At 60.4% G+C, this 24,792-nt stretch carries 20 protein-coding genes; 14 read left to right on the forward strand and 6 right to left on the reverse strand.

Going from position 1 to position 24,792, the window contains the following annotated elements; all coding sequences use genetic code 11:
- Positions 1-107 precede the first annotated feature (107 nt).
- A complete protein-coding gene (locus MF6394_RS16520) occupies positions 108-488 on the forward strand; it encodes a fe2+ zn2+ uptake regulation protein (RefSeq protein ID WP_078467078.1) in 381 nt (126 codons plus the stop codon).
- Between the two features lie 10 nt (positions 489-498).
- Here MF6394_RS16520 and MF6394_RS16525 read toward each other — a convergent pair whose 3' ends face one another.
- The gene (locus tag MF6394_RS16525) at positions 499-693 is read right to left on the reverse strand and encodes a hypothetical protein (protein ID WP_014718591.1); all 195 of its coding nucleotides are present in this window, start codon (positions 691-693) and stop codon (positions 499-501) included.
- A gap of 172 nt (positions 694-865) precedes the next feature.
- Here MF6394_RS16525 and MF6394_RS34945 point away from each other — a divergent pair, with 172 nt between their 5' ends.
- Both MF6394_RS34945 and MF6394_RS16530 read left to right on the forward strand, forming a co-directional pair.
- Positions 866-997, forward strand: coding sequence for a hypothetical protein (locus tag MF6394_RS34945; protein WP_256557817.1), 132 nt, complete (start codon positions 866-868; stop codon positions 995-997).
- Positions 998-1,221: 224 nt separating this feature from the next.
- The gene (locus tag MF6394_RS16530; protein WP_153046015.1) at positions 1,222-6,051 is read left to right on the forward strand and encodes a hypothetical protein; all 4,830 of its coding nucleotides are present in this window, start codon (positions 1,222-1,224) and stop codon (positions 6,049-6,051) included.
- Positions 6,052-6,124: 73 nt separating this feature from the next.
- Here the strand turns inward: MF6394_RS16530 and MF6394_RS16535 are convergent, their stop codons facing one another.
- Genes MF6394_RS16535 through MF6394_RS16555 form a run of 5 tightly spaced genes read right to left on the reverse strand, consistent with a single transcriptional unit; the run spans position 6,125 to position 10,530 of the window.
- Positions 6,125-6,886 (reverse strand): ABC transporter permease, encoded by a 762-nt coding sequence (locus tag MF6394_RS16535; RefSeq protein ID WP_047710975.1) that lies wholly within the window; start codon positions 6,884-6,886, stop codon positions 6,125-6,127.
- Positions 6,883-8,082, reverse strand: a complete 1,200-nt coding sequence (locus MF6394_RS16540; RefSeq protein WP_069557671.1) for an ABC transporter substrate-binding protein — start codon at positions 8,080-8,082, stop codon at positions 6,883-6,885. Before MF6394_RS16540 ends, MF6394_RS16535 begins: the two co-directional genes overlap by 4 nt.
- Positions 8,069-8,872 carry an ABC transporter ATP-binding protein gene (locus MF6394_RS16545; protein WP_069557672.1) on the reverse strand — a complete coding sequence of 268 codons (804 nt, stop codon included), beginning with the start codon at positions 8,870-8,872 and terminating at the stop codon, positions 8,069-8,071. Before MF6394_RS16545 ends, MF6394_RS16540 begins: the two co-directional genes overlap by 14 nt.
- A complete protein-coding gene (locus MF6394_RS16550; RefSeq protein ID WP_003191576.1) occupies positions 8,869-9,930 on the reverse strand; it encodes an acyl-CoA dehydrogenase family protein in 1,062 nt (353 codons plus the stop codon). Before MF6394_RS16550 ends, MF6394_RS16545 begins: the two co-directional genes overlap by 4 nt.
- 39 nt (positions 9,931-9,969) lie before the next feature.
- Positions 9,970-10,530, reverse strand: a complete 561-nt coding sequence (locus MF6394_RS16555; protein WP_047710978.1) for a carboxymuconolactone decarboxylase family protein — start codon at positions 10,528-10,530, stop codon at positions 9,970-9,972.
- Between the two features lie 103 nt (positions 10,531-10,633).
- Between MF6394_RS16555 and MF6394_RS16560 the strand changes: the two genes are divergently transcribed.
- The 11 genes from MF6394_RS16560 to MF6394_RS16610 all read left to right on the forward strand — a co-directional run bounded on the left by MF6394_RS16560 (position 10,634) and on the right by MF6394_RS16610 (position 24,788).
- The gene (locus tag MF6394_RS16560) at positions 10,634-11,566 is read left to right on the forward strand and encodes an AraC family transcriptional regulator (RefSeq protein WP_044274184.1); all 933 of its coding nucleotides are present in this window, start codon (positions 10,634-10,636) and stop codon (positions 11,564-11,566) included.
- Positions 11,567-11,718: 152 nt separating this feature from the next.
- Positions 11,719-12,543 (forward strand): calcium-binding protein, encoded by an 825-nt coding sequence (locus MF6394_RS16565; protein WP_161952165.1) that lies wholly within the window; start codon positions 11,719-11,721, stop codon positions 12,541-12,543.
- Between the two features lie 157 nt (positions 12,544-12,700).
- On the forward strand, positions 12,701-13,159 hold the full coding sequence (locus tag MF6394_RS16570) for an SRPBCC family protein (protein WP_078467080.1): 459 nt from the start codon (positions 12,701-12,703) through the stop codon (positions 13,157-13,159).
- Between the two features lie 93 nt (positions 13,160-13,252).
- Positions 13,253-13,699: a DUF411 domain-containing protein gene (locus MF6394_RS16575; protein ID WP_044274191.1), complete on the forward strand. Its 447-nt coding sequence runs from the start codon at positions 13,253-13,255 to the stop codon at positions 13,697-13,699.
- A 3-nt stretch (positions 13,700-13,702) separates the two neighbouring features.
- Entirely contained in the window at positions 13,703-14,134 is a 432-nt protein-coding gene (locus tag MF6394_RS16580; RefSeq protein ID WP_047710983.1) for a YqaA family protein, read from the forward strand.
- A gap of 56 nt (positions 14,135-14,190) precedes the next feature.
- Positions 14,191-15,192, forward strand: a complete 1,002-nt coding sequence (locus tag MF6394_RS16585) for an alpha/beta fold hydrolase (protein WP_078467081.1) — start codon at positions 14,191-14,193, stop codon at positions 15,190-15,192.
- A 25-nt stretch (positions 15,193-15,217) separates the two neighbouring features.
- Entirely contained in the window at positions 15,218-16,171 is a 954-nt protein-coding gene (locus tag MF6394_RS16590) for a D-2-hydroxyacid dehydrogenase family protein (protein WP_078467082.1), read from the forward strand.
- A gap of 455 nt (positions 16,172-16,626) precedes the next feature.
- On the forward strand, positions 16,627-18,183 hold the full coding sequence (gene glgA, locus MF6394_RS16595; RefSeq protein WP_078467083.1) for a glycogen synthase GlgA: 1,557 nt from the start codon (positions 16,627-16,629) through the stop codon (positions 18,181-18,183).
- 31 nt (positions 18,184-18,214) lie between these two features.
- Positions 18,215-19,960, forward strand: coding sequence for a malto-oligosyltrehalose trehalohydrolase (gene treZ / locus MF6394_RS16600; protein WP_078467084.1), 1,746 nt, complete (start codon positions 18,215-18,217; stop codon positions 19,958-19,960).
- On the forward strand, positions 19,957-22,041 hold the full coding sequence (gene malQ / locus MF6394_RS16605; RefSeq protein WP_078467085.1) for a 4-alpha-glucanotransferase: 2,085 nt from the start codon (positions 19,957-19,959) through the stop codon (positions 22,039-22,041). The genes treZ and malQ overlap by 4 nt, the downstream gene beginning before the upstream one ends.
- The gene (locus MF6394_RS16610; protein ID WP_078467086.1) at positions 22,038-24,788 is read left to right on the forward strand and encodes a malto-oligosyltrehalose synthase; all 2,751 of its coding nucleotides are present in this window, start codon (positions 22,038-22,040) and stop codon (positions 24,786-24,788) included. The genes malQ and MF6394_RS16610 overlap by 4 nt, the downstream gene beginning before the upstream one ends.
- The last annotated feature ends 4 nt before the right edge of the window (positions 24,789-24,792 follow it).

A 24,792-nucleotide genomic window follows, 5' to 3' on the forward strand; every position in this document is an offset into this window, starting at 1 on the left:
CCGACAAATTTTCTACATCCGCCGTTTCATGATTTGCGTCACTCGTTCGTCTTATTACTCAAGAGCACCATCTTTTTCCTGATCAGGCTCTGAAAAGGAGTTTTTGCATGTATAACCCTCAAGTGCCCACGGATGGACATTCAAAGGCCACAGATACTCACTTTGGCAAAGGCACACAGGCGTTCGGCAACGCGCCCGAACAGCAGGGCAACCAGCGCATCCGCCATTTGCTCAAGTGTTTCGGTTTGCGCACCAGCCTGATCCGGCTGAAGGTCATCGACGCCCTCCTCACCGCCGCCGACAACCAGCGCACCCTCGGGGTCCGCGGCGTGCACAGCCACTTGCTGGAGCTGGGCATTCCGTTGTCGTTTCTCAGCGTGCGCGAGGTGCTCAAGCGTCTGTGCAGCGAGGGCGTGATCACCCTGAACGCTGACAAGAGCTACAGCCTCCATGAAGAGGCTGCCAAGGTCCTTGAAAGCCGTACCTGACTGATGCCCGTCAGAAGTTAGGCTTGACCTTGCGGCGCATGATGCCGTTGATCACCACGACGACCACGGCAATCGCGATCGCCAGGTACTGGAAGGTTTTTTCGCTGATCACACCTGTGTTCTGCAGATAAGACAGTCCAAACATCGCGCCCAGTACCGCCAGGGCAATCAGAAGCGAGTATTTCAAGCGTTGCTTTTGGGTCATGACAAGTTCCTGAACCTGAGAATGTATCCACTGTGTATCGCCGCGCATGCCAAGCACCTACCCAATTCTGGGGATGGCACGGGGTCGGCGGGGTCTTATGTTACAGGCGATCAATAGTTTTGGCTTGTCCGGCGCCTGACTGACTCTGTAAGGCTCCCTTGAGGATCATTAAATGCTTCGACGACTCGTGCTGCTAGTTCCCCTTCTGATCATGCTGAGCATCAGCGGCTGCTTCTTCTTCCCGCGCGGCGGTGGTTGGCATGATCACCACGATGACGGCGGCCGCGGTTACGAACGGCGCTGATCCCCTCCATCAAATTTACCTGACCCTGCCTAGACACTGCGTGCGGCAAGCTGGGCAGCCCAGCATTGCCGCCACGGGCGGTACATATTCGTAAATAACATTTCAGCGGGCCTGCTCGGAACCTTCCGACGCTTTCACCCCAATTATCCGAGGCCCAACTAAGGAAGAATCATCCCTCGGATTACCATCAGGACGCCTGGGCCAATGCAATCGGAATAACTCACTTGCTTACAGGTATCGCCCACCCTCGCCTGCGCCGAGACGTCTGCGTCGAAGAAACCACCCAGGCTTGTCACCCCCCACAAATCTCACCCTCGGCCCAAACACCTTCTGCTCCTGAGGTAGAGGCTATCGCGCCGGCCAGCGCGATTCGCTCTGACCTGATCGAGGGCCTGCAAATAACTGATCAACGTCTGTTGCTCAATCAATACCAGGCCCTCAACCAGGACATCCAGGCACTGCTGTTACGCCAGCCGACGCTCAGCAGCGTTATCGAGCAGCAACTCGCCCGCAGTTTAGGCATTACGCCTCCCGTGGACGTTTCATCGCTGTATGTGCACCGCTATCACACCGATGAGCAGGGCCAGCGCACGTTGGTCTCGATGGAAGGCATCACCGAGGCGCTATTCAAGGCGTTGCGCCAGCTCAAGACATCTCACGACGTTCAGCCCTCGACCAGTACCGTCGGCATGGAAGTCGGCTTTTACCGCAGCGATTCGCCAAGCGAAAGCAGCCAGCAATTGCAGACTCGCGACACCCTGCTTTCAATTGCACAAACCATCGAAAAACAACTGCCCCTGAGCCTTGCCCGATTCTGGACCGAGCCACGCACGGGCGAACCCAACCCTCAGTCCCCCCAAAACGAGTTGCTGGCTATCCACCGAGAGATGCTCTCCACTCTGGCGGCCTTGGGAGTGGAAGACGGTGCATTGACGCCCGCAGCCAAATCTTTGATCGACAAGGCATTCGAATACCCGAGCCTGGAGGCTCGGGAACGCGCGATGAAAGATGGAGAACGGCCTGGCGTCTACCCGCTCAAGCTCGAGGTGCCACGCCCGGCCGGCAGCCTGTTGGCGGGTGCCTTCCTGATCACCAGCAGCGATGGGTCGTCAGCGACACGCCCATTCAATAGTGCGAACACTGACCGGACCTTGCTGCCTGGCCAACAGCAAGGGCTGACCGTGCTCTACACGCCCCGCGATGGTTACGAAACGTTCGACAGCCCGGCCAAGGCACTTGCGGCACTGCGTCAACGCATCAACGACGACCCCGATGCCGCGCAGCAATTACTACAGAGCCTGCCTACAGAGGTTCAGCAGAGCTTGAAAGATGACTGGCAAACTCATCTGAGCCAGAACCTCTCCCCGGTGAAGGTTGACGTGATTGCAGCAGGTGTACCGCAGTTGTTGGAGCGCCAGCGACAACAGGTGAGCAACGAACTACAAGCGCTATATGACTCGCAAAGCCAAGAACCGATATTAGTAGACCCCTGGCGACACCTCTTGACTGAGAGAGGCCTGCATGAAGCCGCCGACCTCGGATGGCATTTCGACGGTGATAACGCCCTGTTGACGCGCACGCAATGGCTGGACAGCCGATCACACAATCAGGACGCTCGCCAGGCACTGGACCAAAGCCTTGGGAACCAGAAAAACTGGCAATACCTGGCTCAAACACTCAACGAGTCCGTCCAGACATTGCCGGAAAAACCCACAGCGCGGGACGTATCGGCCATGTTGAAAAAAACGCCGATGAATATTGCGCCAGACTCCGGCCATTACCAATCCTATATACGCGCACCTGGCATGCCCGTAAGCGTTGAAGCGTTCCTCACTGAAAACGGCTTGCCATTGCCCAAGACCCTCGACGACCTACTGGCCTTGGCGCAAACCGCGAACGTTCGAGCGCAGCAGCACCCCTTGGGCAATTTCGCAGGCGCCCTGTCATGGCCACTGCCCCTGAGTGTTGAAAACCAACGCGAACTGTTCAACGTGGTCGCATGCAACAGCGCCGGCCTGGAGGGCTTGCCGTTGCAAAATCCCAGCTGGGGCGCATTGGACTACCTGGCCAGCGCCGTATCGTTGTCGCCAACCGACATGCAAGAGCCCGCGAAAGCGCTGGAAAAACTGCTCGGCTCGCCCCGTTACAAGGCCTTGGGCGAAGCGATCCAAAACAAGATCAATGGCATAGCCACCCACAGCAGTATCAACGATTACGTATTGGCGGCGATCCATTTGGGGCTCGATCACGAGTCCATCGACCACCCCAGCCGAAGCCGTGTCGCAGGCTTCGATCTCGCTGCCGATACATTCTGGAACAAGCCGCCCTCAGACATTATCAGCGCCCTGGCGGAGCACCTGAGTACCAACGGCAAGACCTCCACGCAGACAGCTGCATTGGGCGCACGCTTGCTGTTGGGACGTGTCGCCCCTCAGTTCTTGGTCAGAGATATTCCTGCCACCGTCACTGTCGGCAGCATGGCGTGGGCGAATCTGTGCCTGGCAGTCGCCCGCATCGAAGCACAAACGCCTGGCAAGGTTGCGTCGATGAGTTTCGGTGAAGTCATGCTGGCTGCCGAAGACACACCGTCGGCCAGCGAAGCGGTACAGAAAGCGGTGCTGATGGACTGGGCCGTCGCCAATCAAATTACCCATGTCGACCCAAGTGGGGATTACACCCAAGAGAACATCGAATACGCCCGTACGGTGTTCAACCGGCAACTGGATGCTTTGAAAGTCATGTCCGAACGGCTTGAAACACCGATGCCCAATCGAAGGGCAATGGCATTGGCTCTGCTCAAAGAGAAATTCGGCGATGATATCGACTTTGAACAAAAATGCCTGCGCATCAACTACGGGCCTGAATCCATCGGCCCTCGATTCGGCCCCGCCCATTCGATGCTGGACCTCACCATGGAGGGGATGAAACTCGATGAGTATTGGCAACGCACGGATGGCGCCACAATCAGCAAGCAAACATTTGACGACTTTGTCGCGCTCACTCGTGATAAAGCTCAATACAACGTTGTGAGCGAGTTCAACAAAAAATTCACCGAGGTCACCGACCTTTACAAAGACATCAAGAAAGATCTGGTGATGAACGCTATCACGCACTTGCCTCTGGAGGACCGAACCCAACTTAACTACGGCAAAATCCGGTTCTTCAAAGAAAATTCCTACAGGGTCTCTTACATTCCATTTGTCGGTGAAAATCTGTTCCATTCGAGCGCCACGATTCGAGTGCAAACCGAGCTCAATGGGAAAAAGCAGTCGTACTTGTTTGACACCGAGAAAGGCACCATTCAAAAAACTGGATCACACCCAGCCGACCACAAACCCGTCACTTTCTCGGACGAAGTCATCAGGGTCGAGGAGTATTCTCCTAATCCAGCCAATACCTCTTTCGAGCAAGAGAAACCGCTGTATCACGGCAGTAATCAGAACCACTTCCAAAACCATCGAATTCAGGAGGTGGCAGAAACGGTCGTGAAGGGGCTGGGGATCGACAGTGACGCCGTCAGGCGCCTGGCCGAAGGCAGAACGGCCAGGGAACAACAGCGTGACACTCTCACCACGATAGGCGAATTTTTGCTGGATCTTATCCCCCTCAGATCGGCCATTGCCAATTTTCGCAACGGCAACATAAAGGACGGAGCCATAGACTTGGCGTTCGATTTGTTCGGCTTCCTCACTGCGGGCGTGGCCATGGTCGGAAAGTTGGCAAAAGCCGCCGGCAAAACCGGCAATGCGGTCGCCAAAGTCGCCCGCAGCGGCCGAATCATTGGGGCGACCGCCTTCAGCGCATTCAACCCGCTGGGTGGGCTAGGTGACGTGGCGGTAGGCGCGGGCAAAGTACTGATGGAAGGTGCAAGCGCCGCCCGCACGGGTGTTCAACGAATGCGCGGCATGGCCACAGGCGGTGAGCTGGTTAAAGCGAGCAAGCGTTATGAAGCTGCGGCGACGGGCTTGTTCAAAGTCGGTGAGCAACAGGTGCAAGGTTCGGCCATCAAGCACAACGGCAAATGGTATGCCTACGATGCGATGACACAAAAGCCCTATGGCGCGGCCAGGGAGTTTTCCCCGGCGGATCTACTGATGCCGCCCTCGCCTAACCTGCATGATACGACTACGAGCAGCCGCAATGGTGTACGTCATAACCCACTAAGCAGGGCGTCTCGCCCCTCCAAGGCCGTCAAGAGAGTGCCGCTACCCGAGGACGAATACGCGACGAGCCGCAGTACGAACGGTTATCTGGTCCTGGATCATTTCACACCCAATAGAATTAAACAGACACGGGAAAAGTTCGTATTGGAGAAAAGCGGTTATTTACAAAACGCGGCCAAGGGCGAGAGGCCGCGCGCTGCAACAGTGCCTGATATCGAGGATGCACTGACGCCCAACCAGACATTTGAAAAGGCGTTGGAAAATACCGATGTACTGGTGCTGGGAGAAGATCACACTGAAGTTGCAGGCCTGATTGCACTACGCGACGGAATGAAAACATTCCATGAAAAGGGCGCCAGCGCCATTTACCTGGAAGGTACGACACTCGACCCGTATGGCCTGCTAGACGATCGTTCGTTCCGACACGCTCTGAAGCGACGACCCGGGGGTGAAAAAATCTATGAGGAACTGATAACAGAAGCCGAAAAATATGCAATCGAATTACTGCCGCTTGAGCACAAGTTTTTGACAAGGCACTCCGATACGCCTGGCTATTTCGAAGGCCTGAGTAAACTTGATAAAAATTCCCCCGAGTATCTGGCATTGTCCAAGCAACGCCTTGAGGAAGTGAACTATTACGGTGCCAGGCAGATAATGAAAAATGAACTCGGCGGAAAATCCGTGGTGTTGGTAGGCCGCTCGCATATGAATACCGCCGAGGGTGTTTATGGTATCGCGGAGTTAACCGGTGGCATCGGTATTGGCGTCTATCAAAAATCGGATATCGCCCACAGTGGGGGCCGTAAAGCGGGCGCTACCCGTGACACCTCAGTGAGAATATCTGGTAGAGATGACACTGTCGGCGATTTGCAGATTGACATAAAAGCGTAAGCACCGGGTAAACCGTTGGGGCTCGCGCCCCAACGTGGCACGTCGACTGCTTCACAGGGCGACGTTCAAGCCATCAACCGCCATGCACCCACCGCTGGTGCAACCCACGCGCAAACGCGTCCAGCGCAAACCCCAGCACCCCGATCACCACCACCATCGCCATCAACTCCGAGTAAGCGAGCCGATCACGGGTGTCGAGGATGTAATACCCCAGCCCCGCACTGACCCCAAGCATTTCGCACGGCACCAGCACGATCCACAGGATACCGATGGCCAAGCGTACGCCGGTCAGCACATGCCCCACCACGCCTGGAATGACCACCCGGCGTAACGTCTCCCAACGCGTGGCACTCAAGCTCTTGCTTAACTGCAACCAACGCGGGTCGAGCTGACGTACGCCCGCTGCGGTGTTGAGCATGATCGGCCAGACGGCGGCAAAGGCCAGCAGGAAGTAGATTGGCTGGTCGCCCACGCCCATCAGCATCACCACGATCGGCATCCAGGACAGGGGCGAAATCATCCGCAGAAACTGAAACGCCGGCGTGGTCGCCGCCTCCAGGTTACGCGAACTGCCCACCAGCAAACCGAGCGGTACGCCCACCAACAACGCGAGAAACAACCCGACAAAAATACGCTTCAGGCTCACAGCGATATGCAGGTACAACTCACCGCGCCCGAGCAATTCCCACAAGCTGGTGGCGGTGGCCGCCAGGGAAAAGCGCGCCGACAGGCCATCGGCCTCGCCAAAGACTTTCACGCCCAGCCACCACAGCACCAACAACCCCGCCAAGCCACTCAGCCCCAGCCACCAGCCGGGGATTCTGCTGTTGTTCAAACGCCGATCTCCTCGTGCCGCTCATAGCCGTCCGGCAAACCGAAGGTCTGCATGCCGCCCACGGCTTCGATCGCCTTGCGCACGAAGCGGTCGTCCACCAGGTCCTTGGCCACGAAGGCTGGGTCCAGGTCTGCGAGGAATTTTTTGTCGCCTTCGATCAAGGTGTCCTTCAAGCGCCGCACCAGTTCTTCGGTGTAGCTGGGGAAAGGGTACGGTTGGAAGTCGATGCGATGCTCGTCCCATTTGGCATGCTGGATCGCGCCGTCGGCAACATAGCCTGCGTGATCGCTGGCCGCCGGCGCCAGGACTTTGCTCAACACCGGTTGGGTATGAGGCGTGTAACGGTTCGGGCCATCCTTGGACAGCAGCTTCACCGCCTCTTCGCGGTTCTCGCGGGTCCACACCTGGGCCTTGACGATGGCGCTCACCACCTTCTGCGACCACTCCGGACGGTTGGCCAGGTCGTGCTCGTGCATGAACACCACACAGCAGGCATGGTTACGCCACACGTCGCCAGTGAAGCGCTGCACGCGACCGACCTTGAGGTTTTCTGCCAGGGCGTTGAACGGTTCGGCGACAATGTAGCCGTCGATGCGTTTGCTGGCCAAAGCCGGAGGCATGTCCGAGGGCGGCAACACGATCAAGTTGACCTCATTGGCGGCAATCGAGCTGCCAGTGGCGCGAGTGACCGGTGTGAGGCCGTTATCGCGGAACAGTTGCTGCACCACCACGTTATGGATCGAGTACCAAAAGGGAATCGCCACCGACTTGCCGCCCAGTTGCTTCACGTCGGTAATGCCTGGCGATACGGTCAAGCCTGAACCGCCCACATGGTTCCACGCCACAACTTTGGCTGGCACCTTACTGCCATAGCGCGCCCATACGGTCATCGGCGACAACAGGTGTATGACGTTGACCTGGCCGGAGATAAACGCCTCGATGACCTGGGCCCAACTGCGCAACAACACCGGGCGCTCGGCCTTGATGCCTTCGGCTTCGAACAGGCCGTTGTTGTGGGCCACCAGCAGTGGCGTGGCGTCAGTGATAGGTAGATAGCCAATGCGCACCGGCGCGTCGGGCTCGTTGGCGGCACGCGCCTGCAAGCTGCTCAGCAGAGGCAAGGCGCCGGCGGCACTGAGCACAGCGGAAAGCTTTAGAAAGTCACGGCGCGAGTGGGTCAGGTCATCCAGACACATGGGTAAACTCCTGTTGTTCAAGGGGGTTGGGTTGAGGGCGGCTCGCCTGCCGTAAGGTTTTCAAAATCTCGATACGCAGCGCGCCGATGGCCTCGACCTGTTCTTCCCGAGGGTGCGGCAAATCAATAGCCCACTCGCCCAGCGTCCGCGCCGGGCGGTTACCCAGTAGCAGGATGCGATCGGACAGCAGCAGTGCTTCGTCGATGTCGTGGGTGATCAATACGGCCGCCGAACCTTGCTCACGATTGACCTTGAGCAACAGGTGCTGCATATCGGCGCGCGTCACTTCATCCAGCGCGCCGAAGGGTTCGTCAAGCAGCAACACTTGCGGCTGACGCGCCAGGCAGCGAGCCAATGCCGTGCGCTGGGCCATGCCACCGGACAACTGCGCCGGGAACTGCTGGCGCGCAGGTTCCAGCCCTACCGCCGCAATGGCGTGGTCGACACGCCGGCGGCGCTCTTCAACACTCAAGTGCGGTTGGCGGGCGAAATCCAGGCCGAAGGCAACGTTCTTTTCCAGGGTCAGCCAAGGCAGCAGGCTCGGGTCTTGAAAGGCCACCACCACGCGCGGATGCGGGCCGCTCAATGGCTCGCCCAATACCTGCACACGGCCAGATTGAGGTGCCTGCAAGCCGGCCAGCACCCGCAGCAGGCTGGATTTGCCCACGCCGCTAGGGCCCAGGATCGACACCACTTCGCCCGGTTGCAAATGCAAGTCGAAGCCTTGCAGCACGGGTCCACTCTCATACCCCAGGCAAATGCCCTGGGCCGTCAATACCGCCTGGCTCATAGATTGGCCTGGCGATGCAGCTCGGTACGCAGTTGCACCAGGCTGGGCGTTACGATCGGCACAAAGGCCGACTCGCGCCAGCGCCGGGCAAAGCCGCTGCCGTGGGCGGTCAAATAAGCCTTGCCACCGCTGGCTTGCAGTTCAAGCTGCACGGCGCTGGCGGCGGTTTCGGCCAAGGCGATGCGCAGCTTGAACAGCGGTATAGGCTCGGCGGTAAAACGCCCGGCCAACAGCCCGTTTTTAAGCTCGCTGACCAGATGATCCAGGGTCACGCGCAGGGCTTCCAACTCTTCGCGCAGTACGGTGCGACTGGCACCCAAATGGTGAGCCACTTCGGCCAGGGAACGCCGGGCCAAGCCAATCGACATGCCGCACTGCAAGCCCAGGAACGCCGGGCGTACCGCTGGCAAGAACTTGCGCGCATCCTCGTGCAGCAACCACTCGCGACTCAGCTCCACGCCTTCCAGGCCAAGCGCTGCGGTGTTGCTCGATTGCAGCCCGAGCAGTTCCAGGTCGCGTGAACGCTGCAACCCGGCCACCGAATCCGGAATCGCCAGGATAAACGGCGCGCCGCCGCCCGCATGCTCGATGGCCGCTGCAGCGACAAAGCCATTCTTGCGCAAGTTGGTCACCCAATGCAGGCGACCGTTGAGGGTCCAACCATGGTCGTTGGGCTCGGCGCTGATCTGCAACGTTTCGATACCCGACAGAAACTTCATCGCATTCGACAGCCCGGTGGCCCCGGCCAACTTGCCGCTGAGCAGGTCTGGCATCAGTTGCTCGCGCAGGCGCTGATTGGGGCTCTGTAACAAGTACTCGATAAACGAGCGCTGGCCCCAGCACACAAACGCCGCCGCCAGGGAATGGCTGGCCACATTGGCAATCGCCTCGACCGCCCCCGCCACATCACCGCCCAGGCCGCCCAGTTGAGTGGGCACGCCGATTTTCAGAATATTGGCTTCTGCCAGCCGCGGCAGCACTTCCTGTGGATCGCAACTGCCCACGTCCAGGGCCTGCGCTTGAACATCGAGCCAACGGCTCAAGATTGGGTCAAGCATTCATGTCTCTCCTTTTACAGCAGGTGGGCCAACGCCGAATCAGTTGGCCGGTTTTTCCCAACGGTATTGCGCCAGCTCCGGGTTCAGCGGGGTGCGGGCAAACACGTTGGCGAAGTTGCACAGGGTTGCCAGGCTGACACCCAGGATGACTTCCAGCGCGTGGCCGTCGGTGTAGCCGGCAGCGCGGAATGCCTCAAAGCCCGCATCACTCACATCCCCACGGGTGGCGATCACTTCTCGGGTAAAGGCGGCGAGTGTCTCATAGCGTGCGTCAGGTAATTCACCGCGGCGGCGCAGGGCCTCGATCACCTCCTCCGGCAGCTTGGCTTTGTTGCGGGCAACTGCGGTGTGCCCGGCGACGCAGAAATCACAACCGTGGCTGGTGGCGGCAATCAACTGCACCACTTCACGGTCGGCCAGGCCCAGCTCGGCCTTGGCATTCAAGCCGGAGACGGTGATGTAGGTTTCCAGCGCAGCCGGTGCGTTGGCCAGTACCCCCAGCAGGTTAGGAATAAAACCCGAGCCTTTGAGCGCGTTCTCCAGGAAGGGTTTGGCGGCTTGCGGGGCAGTTTCGGGGGTGAGCAGCGGTACGCGGGACATGAAGTGGACTCCTGTTGGGTTCGAATGCCCCAGTCTGTTGGTTCTAAAAAAAGCGCTCAATAGGCTAAAGTAGCGATTACTTGCTCTTGAGTCTTTCCATTAGATGAATTCGTCCAGCGTCCTTGTCGATTGGTTATTAGATAGCCTCGAACTCAACACCAGCTTGTTTCACGTCGGCCGCTATTGCGGTGACTGGCACGCGAGCACCCACGGCCTGGCACAGGCGAGCTTCCACTTGATCGTGCAGGGCGAATGCTGGCTGCATATCGACGGCGATCCAAGGCCACAACACCTGAATAATGGTGACGCGGTGTTTCTGCTGCGTGACTTCGCTTTTCGCCTGTCCGGCCAAGCCACGGCAGCCGGCGCCCAGGAGTGCCCACGCCGCGCGATGTTGCCCCTCGACAGCACGGCCACTGACGGTGTGGGATTAGTCTGCGGTTTCTTTCACTTCCAATCCGGCTTGTCGACACTGATCGTCGACACCCTGCCCAGCTGGATCATCCTGCGCGCCGGCGACCCGTCGCTGATGGCTGCACGCAACCTGTTCGAACTGATCCTGCAAGAATGCGCACGCACGCCAGCGCCCTCTTCCGCGCTGCTTGAGCGCCTGTGCCACCTGTTGTTCCTATACGTGTTGCGCCAGCAAGTGCTCGACAACACCGAGCTTGGCGGCCTGGCGGCGCTAGGCCGGGCACCTGCATTCGCGCATTTGCTGGAGCAATTGATCGCCCGCCCCGCCGAGCCCTGGAGCCTGGAAAGCATGGCGGCCTGCACGGGGTTGTCGCGCTCGGCGTTTTTCAAGCGCTTCAGCGAATTGTGCGGGCAGTCACCCGGGCAAGTGCTGCTGATGATCCGCATGCGCCACGCCTGTGGGTTGCTCAAGGCGGACCAGACCGTGGCCGAGGTGTCGCTGGCGGCCGGGTATCAGTCGGTGGCGGCGTTTACCCGGGCATTTCGCAAGATCACCGGGCAACAGCCCGGGGCTTACCGCAGAGACCAACTGCATAGTCAGCCTGCTACCCGTGGCCAGTAAAACGCGACCTGATCGGTCGCCGATACAGGCTCAGTACAAACGCTTTGAATCACATCCTACCTTCACCCCCAGGAACTCTTTCGGCCGGTCTTCCACGCAAGAGTAGTCATGACGCACCGTCAGACTTTCTACGATCAACCGAAGGACACCTAATGCTATCTCCTCTCACTTACCCAGTGGTACCACGACATTCCACGCCTTCCATCGAACCGAAAAAAAACGACCCGTCGCCTTACGATCCGCCCTCCGACCTGACGCCAGGGGCCAAAAACGTGCGAACGCATCGGTTGCTGGAGAAAAGTGGCGTGACCTTCAGCCGCGAAATTACGTGGAACACCAAGGACGCTGAAAAGCCAAAAATTGTCTCCAGCCGGCTTGTGGTAGAAACCGGTGATGATGCCGATCGCATCCATGTGCGTAGTTGGCCAGGAGACAAGCTGCAGTTCATCATCAATGGCACGTCCTACCTGCTCGATGCCAAAGCACCACAAGGGCCGGAGCAAAGCCTCTGGATCAAAGCCAACGGTGGCGATGACAGGGTGATCGTAGATGATGACGTCAAGCATGTTCTGCAAGTCGATGGCGGCCGCGGCCACGACTTCATCCAGGCGGGAGGAGGCATTTCTGCGCTCTTTGGTGGAGCGGGTAACGATAACCTGATCTTGGGCGGCAACGACGGTTATGCCGAAGGCAATGACGGAGACGACCTGATCTTGGGTGGTCAGGGCAACACGTTACTATTCGGCAACGAGGGCAACGACCGGCTCTACGCAGGGGTTGGCAACGCGAATAAGCAAAACTTCCTGGACGGTGGCGACGGCGACGACAGCCTCTACGCTGGCACCGGTAACAACGTGCTCAATGGCGGCAACGGCCGTGATCATCTGACAGGATATGCGCGTACCGCTTTCTATAACGGCGAAGTTCACCACGCGCTGGGGGGCAATCAGAACAAAAGAGTATTTTCACTCGCCTAGGTCGCCCCTCCTCCTCATCAGGGTTTTGACTGAGGAGAACCGTGGAGGGTCGCCTTGAGGGGTGTTGATCAACGGTCTGAATACTCCCGTGCAAAGCGCGGGAGTCAGGCTACTCTCACAGCTCCTAGTGTAAAAACCGCCACACAGGAGGTGTGTCATGCACGCGACTGAGCATTCGGTCCGCTTGGAGCAGATCAGTCAGGAGCGCTTCATCCAGGCGCCGATCGAGGCGGTTTATGACTATGTCACCCAGCCGGACCGCTGGCACGAGTGGCACCCCACCTCCCTCAGCGCCGACACCGGCACCACCGGCTCATTACCGGTCGGCACGCGTTTTACCGAAATCATCGACCTGCTGGGCATACGCGTCCCCATGAGTTACCGCGTACAAATCGCCCGCCGCCCCAGCGAGTTCAAGACCGTGTTCACCTCTCTGGCGGTTGACGGTTCCATCCATTATTTCTTGCGCGCTCATCAGGGCGGCACGCTGTTCAAGCGGGTGCTGACCTACGAGACCGAACTGCAACTGGCGTCTTTGCATGAGCGCATGGTCGCGTTATCGGCGATTGCGCTGGACCGGCTCAAGCAAAGGCTGGAAAACCAGGGCTTCGTATAATTTAGAAACATTACAACGGCGTCACATTGTAAACATGCCTGCAAAAGCAGGGAGAATGCCCGGCTTATTGCCGCGCCTTCAGTGAGACCCACGATGAAAACCCCATTGCGACTGGCCCTGCTCAGTGCCCTGTTCACCACCACCCTGGCTCAGGCCGCCGAGCTGATCCCCATCGACGTCCACCGCGACGCCAACTGCGGCTGCTGCAAAAAATGGATCAGCCATTTGGAAAGCAACGGATTCAAGGTCAACGACCACGTTGAAGCCGACATGAGCGCGGTGAAACAACGCCTGGGCGTCGCGCCACGCCTTGGCTCGTGCCACACCGCGGTCATCGACGGCAAATTCGTCGAAGGCCACGTACCCGCCGAACAGGTCCTGGCTCTGCGCAAGCGCAACGACCTGCTGGGCCTTGCCGCACCGGGCATGCCCTTGGGCTCGCCAGGCATGGAAGTGGACGGACGCAGCGAGGCCTATCAAGTCATAGGCCTTACCCGTGAGGGCAAAGACGTGGTGGTAGCGGACTACCCGGCTCACTGACCGGTGTTGATGGGTTACCTGGGGCTGTTCGCCGCGGCATTTGGCGCCGCGACGTTATTGCCCCTGCAATCGGAAGCCGTGTTGGTGGGCCTGCTGCTCAGCGGGCATTACAACCTATGGCTGCTGTTGGGCATCGCAACTTTGGGCAACGTGCTGGGGTCGCTGGTCAATTGGCTGCTGGGGCGCTCGGTGGAACGCTTCAAAGAGCGACGCTGGTTCCCGGTCAGCACCAGGCAGCTGGACAAGGCTCGCGGCCATTACGCGCGCTGGGGGCACTGGACGTTGTTGCTCAGTTGGGTGCCGATTATTGGTGACCCGCTGACATTGGTGGCTGGGGTGATGCGGGAGCCGTTATGGCGCTTTCTACTGCTGGTAACCCTGGCAAAAAGCCTGCGTTATGGCGTACTCGCCGCGCTGACGCTGCAATGGCTTTAATCCCCCGTTAATCTCTGGCAAAGAGCATCCGAGCATCTGTCTCGGAGCCAAAACCCATGCCTTTGATCCGTACATTGTGCGTAGCCGGCCTGTTGTCGGCCAGCGCTGCGCCCGTGTTAGCCGATACCTACGGCCCTGAGTTGCAGGGCTTTGAATACCCTTACCCGTTGAATCATTTTGCCTTCCAATCCCAAGGCAAATCCCTGCAAATGGGCTACATGGACGTCCCCGCAACCGGCACTCCAAACGGTCGCAGCGTGGTGCTGATGCACGGCAAGAACTTCTGCGGTGCCACGTGGGAAGGTTCGATCAAGGCGCTGAGTGACGCCGGTTACCGCGTCATCGCCCCGGACCAGATAGGTTTTTGCTCCTCCAGCAAGCCCGACCATTACCAGTACAGCTTTCAGCAACTGGCGACCAACACCCATCAACTGCTGGAAAAGCTCGGCATTCAAAAGGCCACGGTGATCGGCCATTCCACCGGCGGCATGCTCGCCACGCGCTATGCGCTGATGTACCCCCAGCAAACCGAACAGCTTGGTTTGGTGAACCCCATCGGCCTGGAAGACTGGAAAGCCCTCGGCGTGCCTTACCAGAGCGTCGACCAGTGGTATCAGCGCGAGCTGAAGCTGAGCGCCGACGGTGTACGTAACTACGAGCGCAACACCTATTACGGCGGACGCTGGAAACCTGAATACGAGCGCTGGGTGGACATGCTCGCCGGCCTGAACAAAGGCTCGGGGCATCTGCAGGTTGCCTGGAACTCGGCGTTGATTTACGACATGATCTTCACCCAACCGGTGTACTACGAGTTCAAGGACTTGCAGGTGCCTACCCTGCTGCTGATCGGCACCAGCGACACCACCGCCATCGGCAAAGATGTGGCGCCGCCGGCGGTCAAGGCCAAAATCGGTCATTACGAGGTGCTGGGCAAGCAGGTGGCCAAGCTGATTCCCCGCGCCACGTTGGTGGAATTCCCCGGCCTGGGCCATGCACCGCAGATGGAAGAACCTGAACAGTTTCATAAAGCCCTGTTACAGGGGTTGAAGGCCCTTTAATTCCACCTTTTCGAGGCCCGCGTGCATGTCGATACAGATCGCAGTGATGGATGATTGGCAGCACGTGGCCAGTAACGTGGTGGATTGGTCGACACTGGACAGCGTAGGCAAGGTGCATTTTCTCCACGACTACCCCGCCGATACCGCCACCATGATCGAGCGCTTGAAGGGGTTCGAAGTGATTTGCCTGATGCGCGAACGCTCAACCTTTGACAAAGCCTTGCTGCAAGGGCTGCCCAAGCTCAAATTGCTGGTGACCGGCGGCATGCGCAATGCCGCCATCGACCTTTCCGCAGCCAAGGCCCTGGGCATTCAGGTGTGCGGCACCGACAGTTATAAGCACGCCGCCCCGGAACTGACCTGGGCGTTGATCATGGCCTCGACGCGCAACCTGCTCGCCGAAGCCAACTCGCTGCGCGCAGGTGGATGGCAGGTCGGCCTGGGCGGCGACCTGCATGGCAAGACCCTGGGCATTCTGGGGTTGGGCAGTATTGGCCAGAAAGTCGCAAAGTTCGCCCAGGTGTTTGGCATGCGGGTGATTGCCTGGAGTGAGAACCTCACGCCTGAGCGTGCGGCGGAATCTGGGGTGACCTGGGTCTGCAAGCGCGAGCTGTTTGAGCAGGCGGATATCCTGACCATCCACCTGGTGCTCAGCGAGCGCAGCCGTGGCCTGGTGGATGCGCAAGCCTTGGCCTGGATGAAACCCAGCGCGCGGCTGGTGAACACCGCACGCGGGCCGATTGTGGATGAGCAAGCACTGGTGCAAGCCTTGAGCAGCGGTCGCCTGGCCGGGGCGGCGCTGGACGTGTATGCCGAGGAACCACTGCCGGCTGACCATCCATTTAGCCGCTTGCCCAATGTGCTGGCTACGCCACACGTGGGGTATGTGAGCGAGCAGAATTACCGGCAGTTCTATCAGCAGATGATCGACTATATCCAGGCTTGGGCCAACGGCGTGCCCATTCGCGGGCTCAGCTGACGCACCATTAAGGTGCAATCTTGCTTGCTCGCGAAAAACGCCGACGATAACGGGGGCATTCTGGTTTTACGCGGCGCTCTCTGGTTTTTCGCGAGCAAGCTCGCTCCTACAGAGGCAGGGCGGCATAACGTTAAAAGTTTTTTGTCCTACAAAATCTGCATGAAAACCCAGCAGGCGCTGGGATCTGTCCTAGACTCATGACCGATGGGTCCGTTCCAAAACAAAAACCCCGCAAAAAATCTAAACTTTCGAAACCTGCCGCTGGTCAAGTTTTAGGTAAGGGCGAGCACGCGCGCTTCAGGCCGAATGCCCGCTCATCCAATCTTTTTAAGCCGACGTTACAACTGGCATACGCCTTGCCAGCTTGTATAGCGCTTGTGTGCCTGGCCGCAGGATGCGGCCACTCGGAGCCGATGGCAGCGGGCCATTAGCCAACCAACAGATGGGAGTGCATTATGATCAGTGCCGCAGTAGATACTCAGGGAGAGCGTTTTAGTCAGCCGGCAGGAGGGCCTAAGTCTTTGGCCGACCTGCCCAACACTGTGCGGCCGGTCGTGAGTCAGAATCCGAATCGAAAGAAAGTCTTGTTTGTCACCTCCGAGTTTGCGGACCTGGTGAAAACCGGTGGCCTGGGCGACGTCTCCGCTGCCCTGCCCCGCGCCATGGCGCACCTGCATGATGTGCGGGTGCTGATCCCGGGTTACCCGCAAGTGATGGAAAGCGACAACCCGATTCATATCGTCGGTGAACTGGGCGGCCACGCTGCGTTGCCACCGTGCAAGATCGGGCGCATGGACCTTGCGGATGGCCTGGTCATCTATGTGCTGATCTGCCCCGAACTGTATGAGCGCGAAGGCACGCCATACGGCGCCAACAACGGCCGCGACTGGCCGGACAACCATATTCGCTTCGCCCGCCTGGGCCTGGCCGCCGCCGACATGGCCGCCAACCTCGCGCAAATCCACTGGTGCCCAGACCTGGTGCACGCCCATGACTGGCCTGCGGGCCTGGCTCCGGCGTACATGCACTGGCGTGGGTCACGCACGCCCACCCTGTTCACCATTCATAACCTGGCCTACCAGGGCGTGGTCAGCCTGGCCTCGACGCCAGAGCTGGGCATTCCGCCCCACGCCTTGCAGCAAGAAGGCATGGAGTTCTACGGCAAGATGTCGTTTCTCAAGGCGGGGATGGCGTATTCCAGCCATATCACCACCGTGAGCGCCACTTACGCCCAGGAGATCACCACCCCGGAATTCGGGTGTGGCCTGGACGGTTTCCTTGCCAGCAAGACTCAACAGGGGCTGCTCAGCGGCATTCCCAACGGTATCGACGAAAGCTGGGAAACCTCCACCGACACGCACCTGATCCACAACTTCAATATCGGCGACTGGGAAGGCAAGGCCATCAACGCCGCCCATGTGCGCGAGCTGTTTGAGCTGCAGCCATCCAGTGGCCCGCTGTTCGCGGTGGTCTCGCGCCTGGTCTACCAGAAAGGCCTGGACCTCACCGAAGCCGTCGCCAGTTTCATCGTCGAGAACGGCGGCCAGATTGCGATCATCGGCCGTGGCGAACCGGAAGAAGAGCAGGCCATGCGCGAATTGGCACTGCGCTTCCCAGGCCAGGTGGGCGTACGCATCGGCTTCAATGAGACTGATGCGCGCCGCATGTTCGCCGGCAGCGATTTCCTGCTGATGCCGTCACGCTATGAGCCGTGTGGCCTGAGCCAGATGTATGCGCAACGCTTCGGCTCTTTGCCAGTGGCGCGTAACACCGGCGGGCTGGCGGACACCATTGAGGATGGCGTCACCGGCTTCCTGTTCAATGAATCCACCGTGCAAAGCTACGAAGAGGCGCTGCGCCGCGCCTTCAAGGTGTTTGCCTTCCCCGGTCTGCTCAATGCCATGCGCAGCCGTGCCATGACCCAGCCGTTCAACTGGTGCCAGGCCGTGGAACCCTACGCCGAACTCTACGAACAACTGGTGGCCAAGGCCCTGGGGAAATCGAACAAATAGCGATTGGAACAACTAAGGGAGGTCTTCATAGATGCCGTTACGGACTCTGGAAACCTGGCCCCACGGCGCAATCATGCTGGACGCGCACCGCACGCGCTTTGCGTTATGGGCGCCAGACGCATTTTATGTCAGCGTTGAATTGGAACAGGGTAAAACCATCGTCATGCTGCCCCAGGCCGGTGGTTGGTTCGAAGTCGAAGTCGCGTGCCCTGCCGGCACGCTCTACCGCTTTAATATCGATGGCGAAAACACGGTACCCGACCCTGCTTCCAGGGCCCAGGCGCTGGATGTGCATGGCTGGAGCCGGGTGGTTGACCCCCTCGCCTACCAATGGCGCCACAGCCAGTGGCAAGGCCGCCCCTGGCACACGGCGATCATCTATGAGCTTCACGTCGGTGCCATGGGCGGCTACGCTGGCGTCGAGAAACACCTGCCGCGCCTGGCCGAGCTGGGCGTCACCGCCATTGAGTTAATGCCTCTGGCGCAATTCCCCGGCGAGCGCAATTGGGGCTATGACGGCGTACTGCCCTACGCGCCCCACGCCACCTACGGCACGCCCGAGCAACTCAAGCAACTGATCGACAGTGCCCACGGCCACGGCTTGGCGGTGATCCTTGATGTGGTCTACAACCACTTCGGCCCCGATGGCAATTACCTGGGCCAGTACGCCCAGGGTTTCTTTCAGGAGGACGTGCACACGCCCTGGGGCGCCGGCATTGATTTTGAACGCCGTGAGGTGCGGGATTTCTTCCTCGATAACGCCCTGATGTGGCTGCTCGAATACCGCTTCGACGGCCTGCGCCTGGATGCCGTTCACGCCATCGACAACCCCGGGTTTCTGCAAGAGCTGGCGCAACGGGTACGCCAGCAGGTGGACGGCGGGCGCCACGTGTGGCTGATGCTGGAAAACGAGCTGAACCAGGCCAGCCTGTTGCAGCACGATTTCGACGCGCAATGGAATGATGACTTTCATAACGTGCTGCACGTGCTGCTCACCGATGAAACCGACGCCTATTACAGCGACTTTGCCGAACAGCCCACCGCCAAGCTGGCGCGCTGCCTGGCCGAGGGGTTCATCTACCAGGGCGAGACCACACGCCATGGGCATGCCCGCGGCGAACCCAGTGCGGATTTGCCCCCCAGCGCCTTCGTGGCGTTCCTGCAAAACCACGACCAGGTCGGCAACCGCGCCCTGGGCGAACGCCTGCACCAACTGTGTTCGCCCGAGGCGCTGAAAGCGGCGACTGCCCTGCTGTTGCTGTGCCCCATGATCCCGATGCTGTTCATGGGCGACGAGGTAAATGCCGCCGAGCCCTTCCTGTTTTTCACCGACCATCATGGCGAACTGGCCGAGGCCGTGCGTGAAGGCCGGCGCAGTGAGTTTGCCGACTTCGCGGCGTTCCATGACCCCGAGCAACGCCAGCGCATCCCCGACCCCAACGCGCTGCAAACCTTTTTGCAATCGATGCCCTCCTTCGTCGAAAACGACCACACCCAGCTCTACCGCCACCTGCTGAGCCTGCGTCACGCGCACGTGGTGCCGCACTTGCCCGGCACCGTGGCGCTCGGGGCGCACGTGCTGGCCGACCGCGCCGTCACCGCGCGCTGGCGCCTGGGCAATGGCCGTGTGCTGCAGATCGACCTGAACCTGAGTGAGCAGCCCCTGGACCATCCGGCGCCTCAGCCGATTATTTTCCAAACGCCTGCCCAGCAAGGTGCGCACTTACCGCCCTTAAGCGCACGCGTTTGCTTATCCCCTGTTGGAGAAATGCTTTGAGCGAAGCGAACCTGGAAATTCTCGCCAGCCGTGCAGGCCTGGCCGTCGATTGGATCGATGCCAACGGTCGCCCGCAGCATGTAAAGCCTGACGCCCTGCGCGCCGTCCTCAAAGGCCTTGGGCACCCGGCCGACAGCGATGCCGAGATCGACGCCAGCCTGCAGCAACTTGAGCAGGCGCAGCAAGACACCCACCTGCCACCCTTGATGACCACCGACAGTGGCGCGGGCCTGGACCTGGCGCGCTATTTCGCCCCGGACACGCCGTGCCGCGTCAGCCTGGAAGGCGGCGAAACCCTCGAGTTGCGCCTGGACGGCGAAGCCGTGCTGCCCGGCGTCATTGCCCTCGGCTACCACCAGGTGCATATCGACGGGCAAACCTTCACCCTGGCCGTCGCGCCCAGCCATTGCTATAGCGTGGCCGACGCGGTCGACAGCCAACCCGCTCGCGCCTGGGGCCTGAGCGCCCAGCTGTATGCCTTGCGCCGCCTCGGCGATGGCGGTTTTGGCGACACCCTGGCTCTGGAACACCTGGTGCGTTCAGCCGCCGAGCGCGGCGCCGACGCCGTGGCAATCAGCCCGATGCACGCGATGTTCAGTGCCGACACCGAGCGCTTCAGCCCTTATTCACCCTCCAGCCGCCTGTTTCTCAACAGCCTGTATGCTTCGCCGGCGTGCATCCTCGGTGAACGTGAGGTGCGTAACGCCATCGAGGCTGCCGGCTTGGCCGATGAGCTGCATGCCCTGGAACAGCTCACGCTGATCGACTGGCCTGCCGCCGCCAAGGCCAAGCAACGCCTGCTGCGCACGCTGTATGAAGACTTCCGCCAAGGCGCGCATCCCCAGCACGCCGACTTCCAGAGCTTTCGCCAGGCTGGCGGCGAAGCCCTGGAAAACCACTGCCGCTTCGAAGCGATACAGGCCCAGCGGGCCGCCGCCGGTGAGGACCTGGACTGGCGCCAATGGCCCGAAGCCTGGCGCACGCCGCACAGCCCGGCCCTGGCGCAGTTCGCCGAAGACAACCGCGATGAAATCGGCTATTTCGCCTTCACCCAGTGGCTGATCGCCCGCAGCCTGGAGCGCGCGCAACAGGCCGCCCGTGGCAGCGGCATGGGCATCGGCCTGATCGCTGACCTGGCGGTGGGTGCTGACGGTGGCGGCAGCCAGGCCTGGAGCCGCCAGGATGAACTGCTGGCCGACCTCACCGTGGGCGCGCCACCGGACATTCTCAATCGCGCAGGCCAAGGCTGGGGCATCTCGGCCTTTTCCCCCGAAGGCCTCAAGCGCAATGGTTTTCGCGCCTTTATCGAAATGCTGCGGGCCAACTTCGCCCATGCCGGGGGCTTGCGCATCGACCATGTGATGGGCCTGCAACGCCTATGGGTGATCCCCCTGGGCGCATCACCCCGCGAAGGTGCCTACTTGTATTACCCGGTGGACGACCTGCTGCGTTTGCTCGCCCTGGAATCGCACCGACACCAGGCCATCGTCCTGGGTGAAGACCTGGGCACCGTGCCCGACGGCCTGCGCGAGAAGCTCAGCGCCCGCTCGATCCTGGGCATGCGGGTGCTGCTGTTCGAACAGAACCATGACGGCCAGTTCAAGCCCATCCTCGATTGGCCCAACAACGCCTTGGCCACCACCAGTACCCACGACTTGCCCACCCTCAATGGCTGGTGGCACAGCCGCGATATCGAATGGAATATCCAGCTCGGCCTGATCGACGCGCCCACCGTGGACCAGTGGAGCGAACACCGCCTGCGCGAACGCCAGGCACTGCGCCAAGCCTTGAGCCAGGACCCGCAGAACTTCATCGATGAGATCCGCAACGACACCGACCATATGATCGACGCCAGCGTGCGTTACCTGGGCCATACCCGCGCGCCCCTCGTATTGTTGCCCCTGGAAGATGCTTTGGGCATCGAGGAGCAAGCCAACCTGCCGGGTACCCTCGACACCCACCCCAATTGGCGCCGCCGCTTGCCCGGCGAAGCCGCCAGCCTGCTCGACAATGACAGCGCCGCGCGTCGCCTCGAACTGCTGGCCGTGGCGCGCAACCAAGCCTATGAGCGTGACCGATGAACGCACTGCCCTTGCGCGCCACCCAGCGCCTGCAATTTCATAAAGGCTTTACCCTCGATGATGCGGTGCCGCTGGTGCCGTATTTCGCCCAACTGGGCATCAGCCACCTGTATGCCTCACCCCTGTTAAGCGCCCGCGCCGGCTCCATGCACGGCTACGATGTGGTCGACCCGACCCGCGTCAACCCAGAGCTGGGGGGCGAAGCGGCGTTGCGTCGCCTGGTCGCCAAGCTGCGTGAGCACGACATGGGCTTGATCCTCGATATCGTCTCCAACCATATGGCCGTGGGCGGCGCGGACAACCCTTGGTGGCTGGACCTGCTGGAGTGGGGCCGCCTGAGTCCCTACAGTGAGTTCTTCGACATCCAGTGGCACTCTCCCGACCCACTGCTCAAGGGCCAGTTGCTGATGCCCTTCCTCGGCAGCGATTACGGCGAAGCCTTGCAGAATGGCACCTTGGCGCTCAAGTTCGATGCCGAACAGGGGAGTTTCTACGTCGAGCATTACGAACACCGTTTTCCGATTTGCCCACGGGACTACGGCCTGATCCTGGGCAGCGATGAGTTACTTAAACCGCTGGCCGAAGGCTTCGCCGCCCTCGCCTATCACCACGACGCCTACGCCGAGGCCGTCACGCTCAAACAAGCCCTGGCCGAACGCGTCAGCGAGCTGCTACCCGCTATTGAACAACGCCTGGCCGCATTCGACAGTCGCCAGCCCGAGGGCTTCGAGCGCCTGCATCATCTGCTTGAACAACAGACCTATCGCCTGGCCAGTTGGCGCACCGCCGCAGACGACATCAACTGGCGGCGCTTCTTCGACGTCAATGAACTGGGCGGCCTGCGGGTCGAACGCGCAGCGGTGTTCGAAGCCACCCATGGCAAGATTTTCGAGCTGATCAGCGCGGGGCTGGTCGACGGCCTGCGCATCGACCATATCGACGGCCTCGCCGACCCGCGTGGCTATTGCCGCAAATTGCGTCGGCGGGTGGACGCGCTGTCACCCCAGCGCCACTTGCCGATCTTTGTCGAAAAGATCCTTGGCGAAGGCGAAACCCTGCGCGAAGACTGGCAGGTGGATGGCACCACCGGCTACGAGTTCATGAACCAGTTGTCATTACTGCAACACCATCCCGAAGGTTTTGCACCGCTGGCGCAGATGTGGACGCGTTACAGCGAACGGCCTTCAGCCTTCGGCGAAGAAGCGCGGCTGGCGCGCCAGCAGATCCTCAATGGTTCGTTGGGCGGCGACTTCGAAAGCGTGGCCCAGGCCCTGCTGCAAGTGGCCCGCGATGACGTAATGACCCGCGATCTGACCCTGGGCGCCATTCGCCGTGCCTTGCAGGAACTGATTGTGCATTTCCCGGTGTACCGCACCTATATCAGCGCCAAGGGCCGCAGTGCGGACGATGACAAGGTGTTCCAGCAGGCCATGGAGGGTGCGCGCAGCACCCTCAACGAGGGCGACTGGCCGGTGCTCGACCACCTAGAGCAATGGCTCGGTGGCCAGCCATGGCGCAATCGCCCGGTGGGCCGCGCGCGCAAGATGCTCAAGCATGCCTGCGTGCGCTTCCAGCAACTGACCTCGCCAGCTGCCGCCAAGGCCGTGGAAGACACCGCGTTTTATCGTTCGGCGGTGCTGTTGTCGCGTAACGATGTGGGTTTCAGTACCGAGCAATTCAGTGCGCCGTTGGCCGATTTCCATGCAGCCAATCAACAGCGCCTGAAGACTTTCCCTGGCAACCTGCTGGCCACCGCTACCCATGACCACAAACGCGGCGAAGACACCCGTGCGCGCCTGGCGGTGCTCAGCGAGTGTGCCCCCTGGTATGCCGAACAGGTCGAGCACTGGCGCCGCCTGGCAGAGCCTTTGCGCGAGAGCGCCGAGAGCCCCTCGGCGGGTGATGAGCTGATTCTTTATCAGGTGCTGCTGGGCAGTTGGCCGCTGGAACCCAACCCCGATCTGGAGGCGTACCAACAACGCCTGTGGCAGTGGCAGCAAAAAGCCCTGCGCGAGGCCAAGTTGCAGAGCAGTTGGAGCGCGCCCAACGACGCGTATGAACAGGCGGTGGACGGGTTCCTCAAGCGCCTGCTACTCAGTGAGGCCGGTGCGCCGCTGCGCAGTGCCCTGGACAGCGCGGCCCAGGCCATCGCTCCCGCTGGCGCCCTGAATGGGCTGGCGCAAACCTTGCTTCATCTGAGCGTGCCGGGTGTGCCGGATATTTACCAGGGCGATGAGTTTTGGGACTTCAGCCTGGTCGACCCGGACAACCGTCGCCCGGTGGACTTCGCTGCGCGCCAACGTTCATTGCAGGCACCACCGGACATCGGCGAACTGTTGTTCAACTGGCGCGACGGGCGTATCAAACAGGCAGTGATTGCCCAGGTGCTGGGCCTGCGTAAAGCCTGCCCGGAGCTGCTGCGCCATGGCAGCTATACACCCTTGGAAGTGGTTGGCCAGCACGCTGAGCGCGTGGTTGCGTTTTACCGTGAACATCGAGGCAAGCAGTTGCTGGTGGTGGTGCCGCGCTGGACTTATCTGCTGCTTGAAAACGGGATGTTTCCCCAGATCAATGCGCAGGTTTGGGGCGATACGCGGGTGAAATTACCGTTCGCCGCCCCTGCACAAAACTGGAAGGGACTTTTTCAAACGGGCGTAGTCACACCCAACAAGGAGCTTTTGATCAGCGCTGCCCTGGGGGATCTCCCGGTCAATGTCTTTATCAATCCTGATAATCAAGAAAGCTGAAAAT

It is taken from the genome of Pseudomonas sp. MF6394 (assembly GCF_002018845.1).
GTDB classification, from domain to species: Bacteria; Pseudomonadota; Gammaproteobacteria; order Pseudomonadales; family Pseudomonadaceae; genus Aquipseudomonas; species Aquipseudomonas lactis.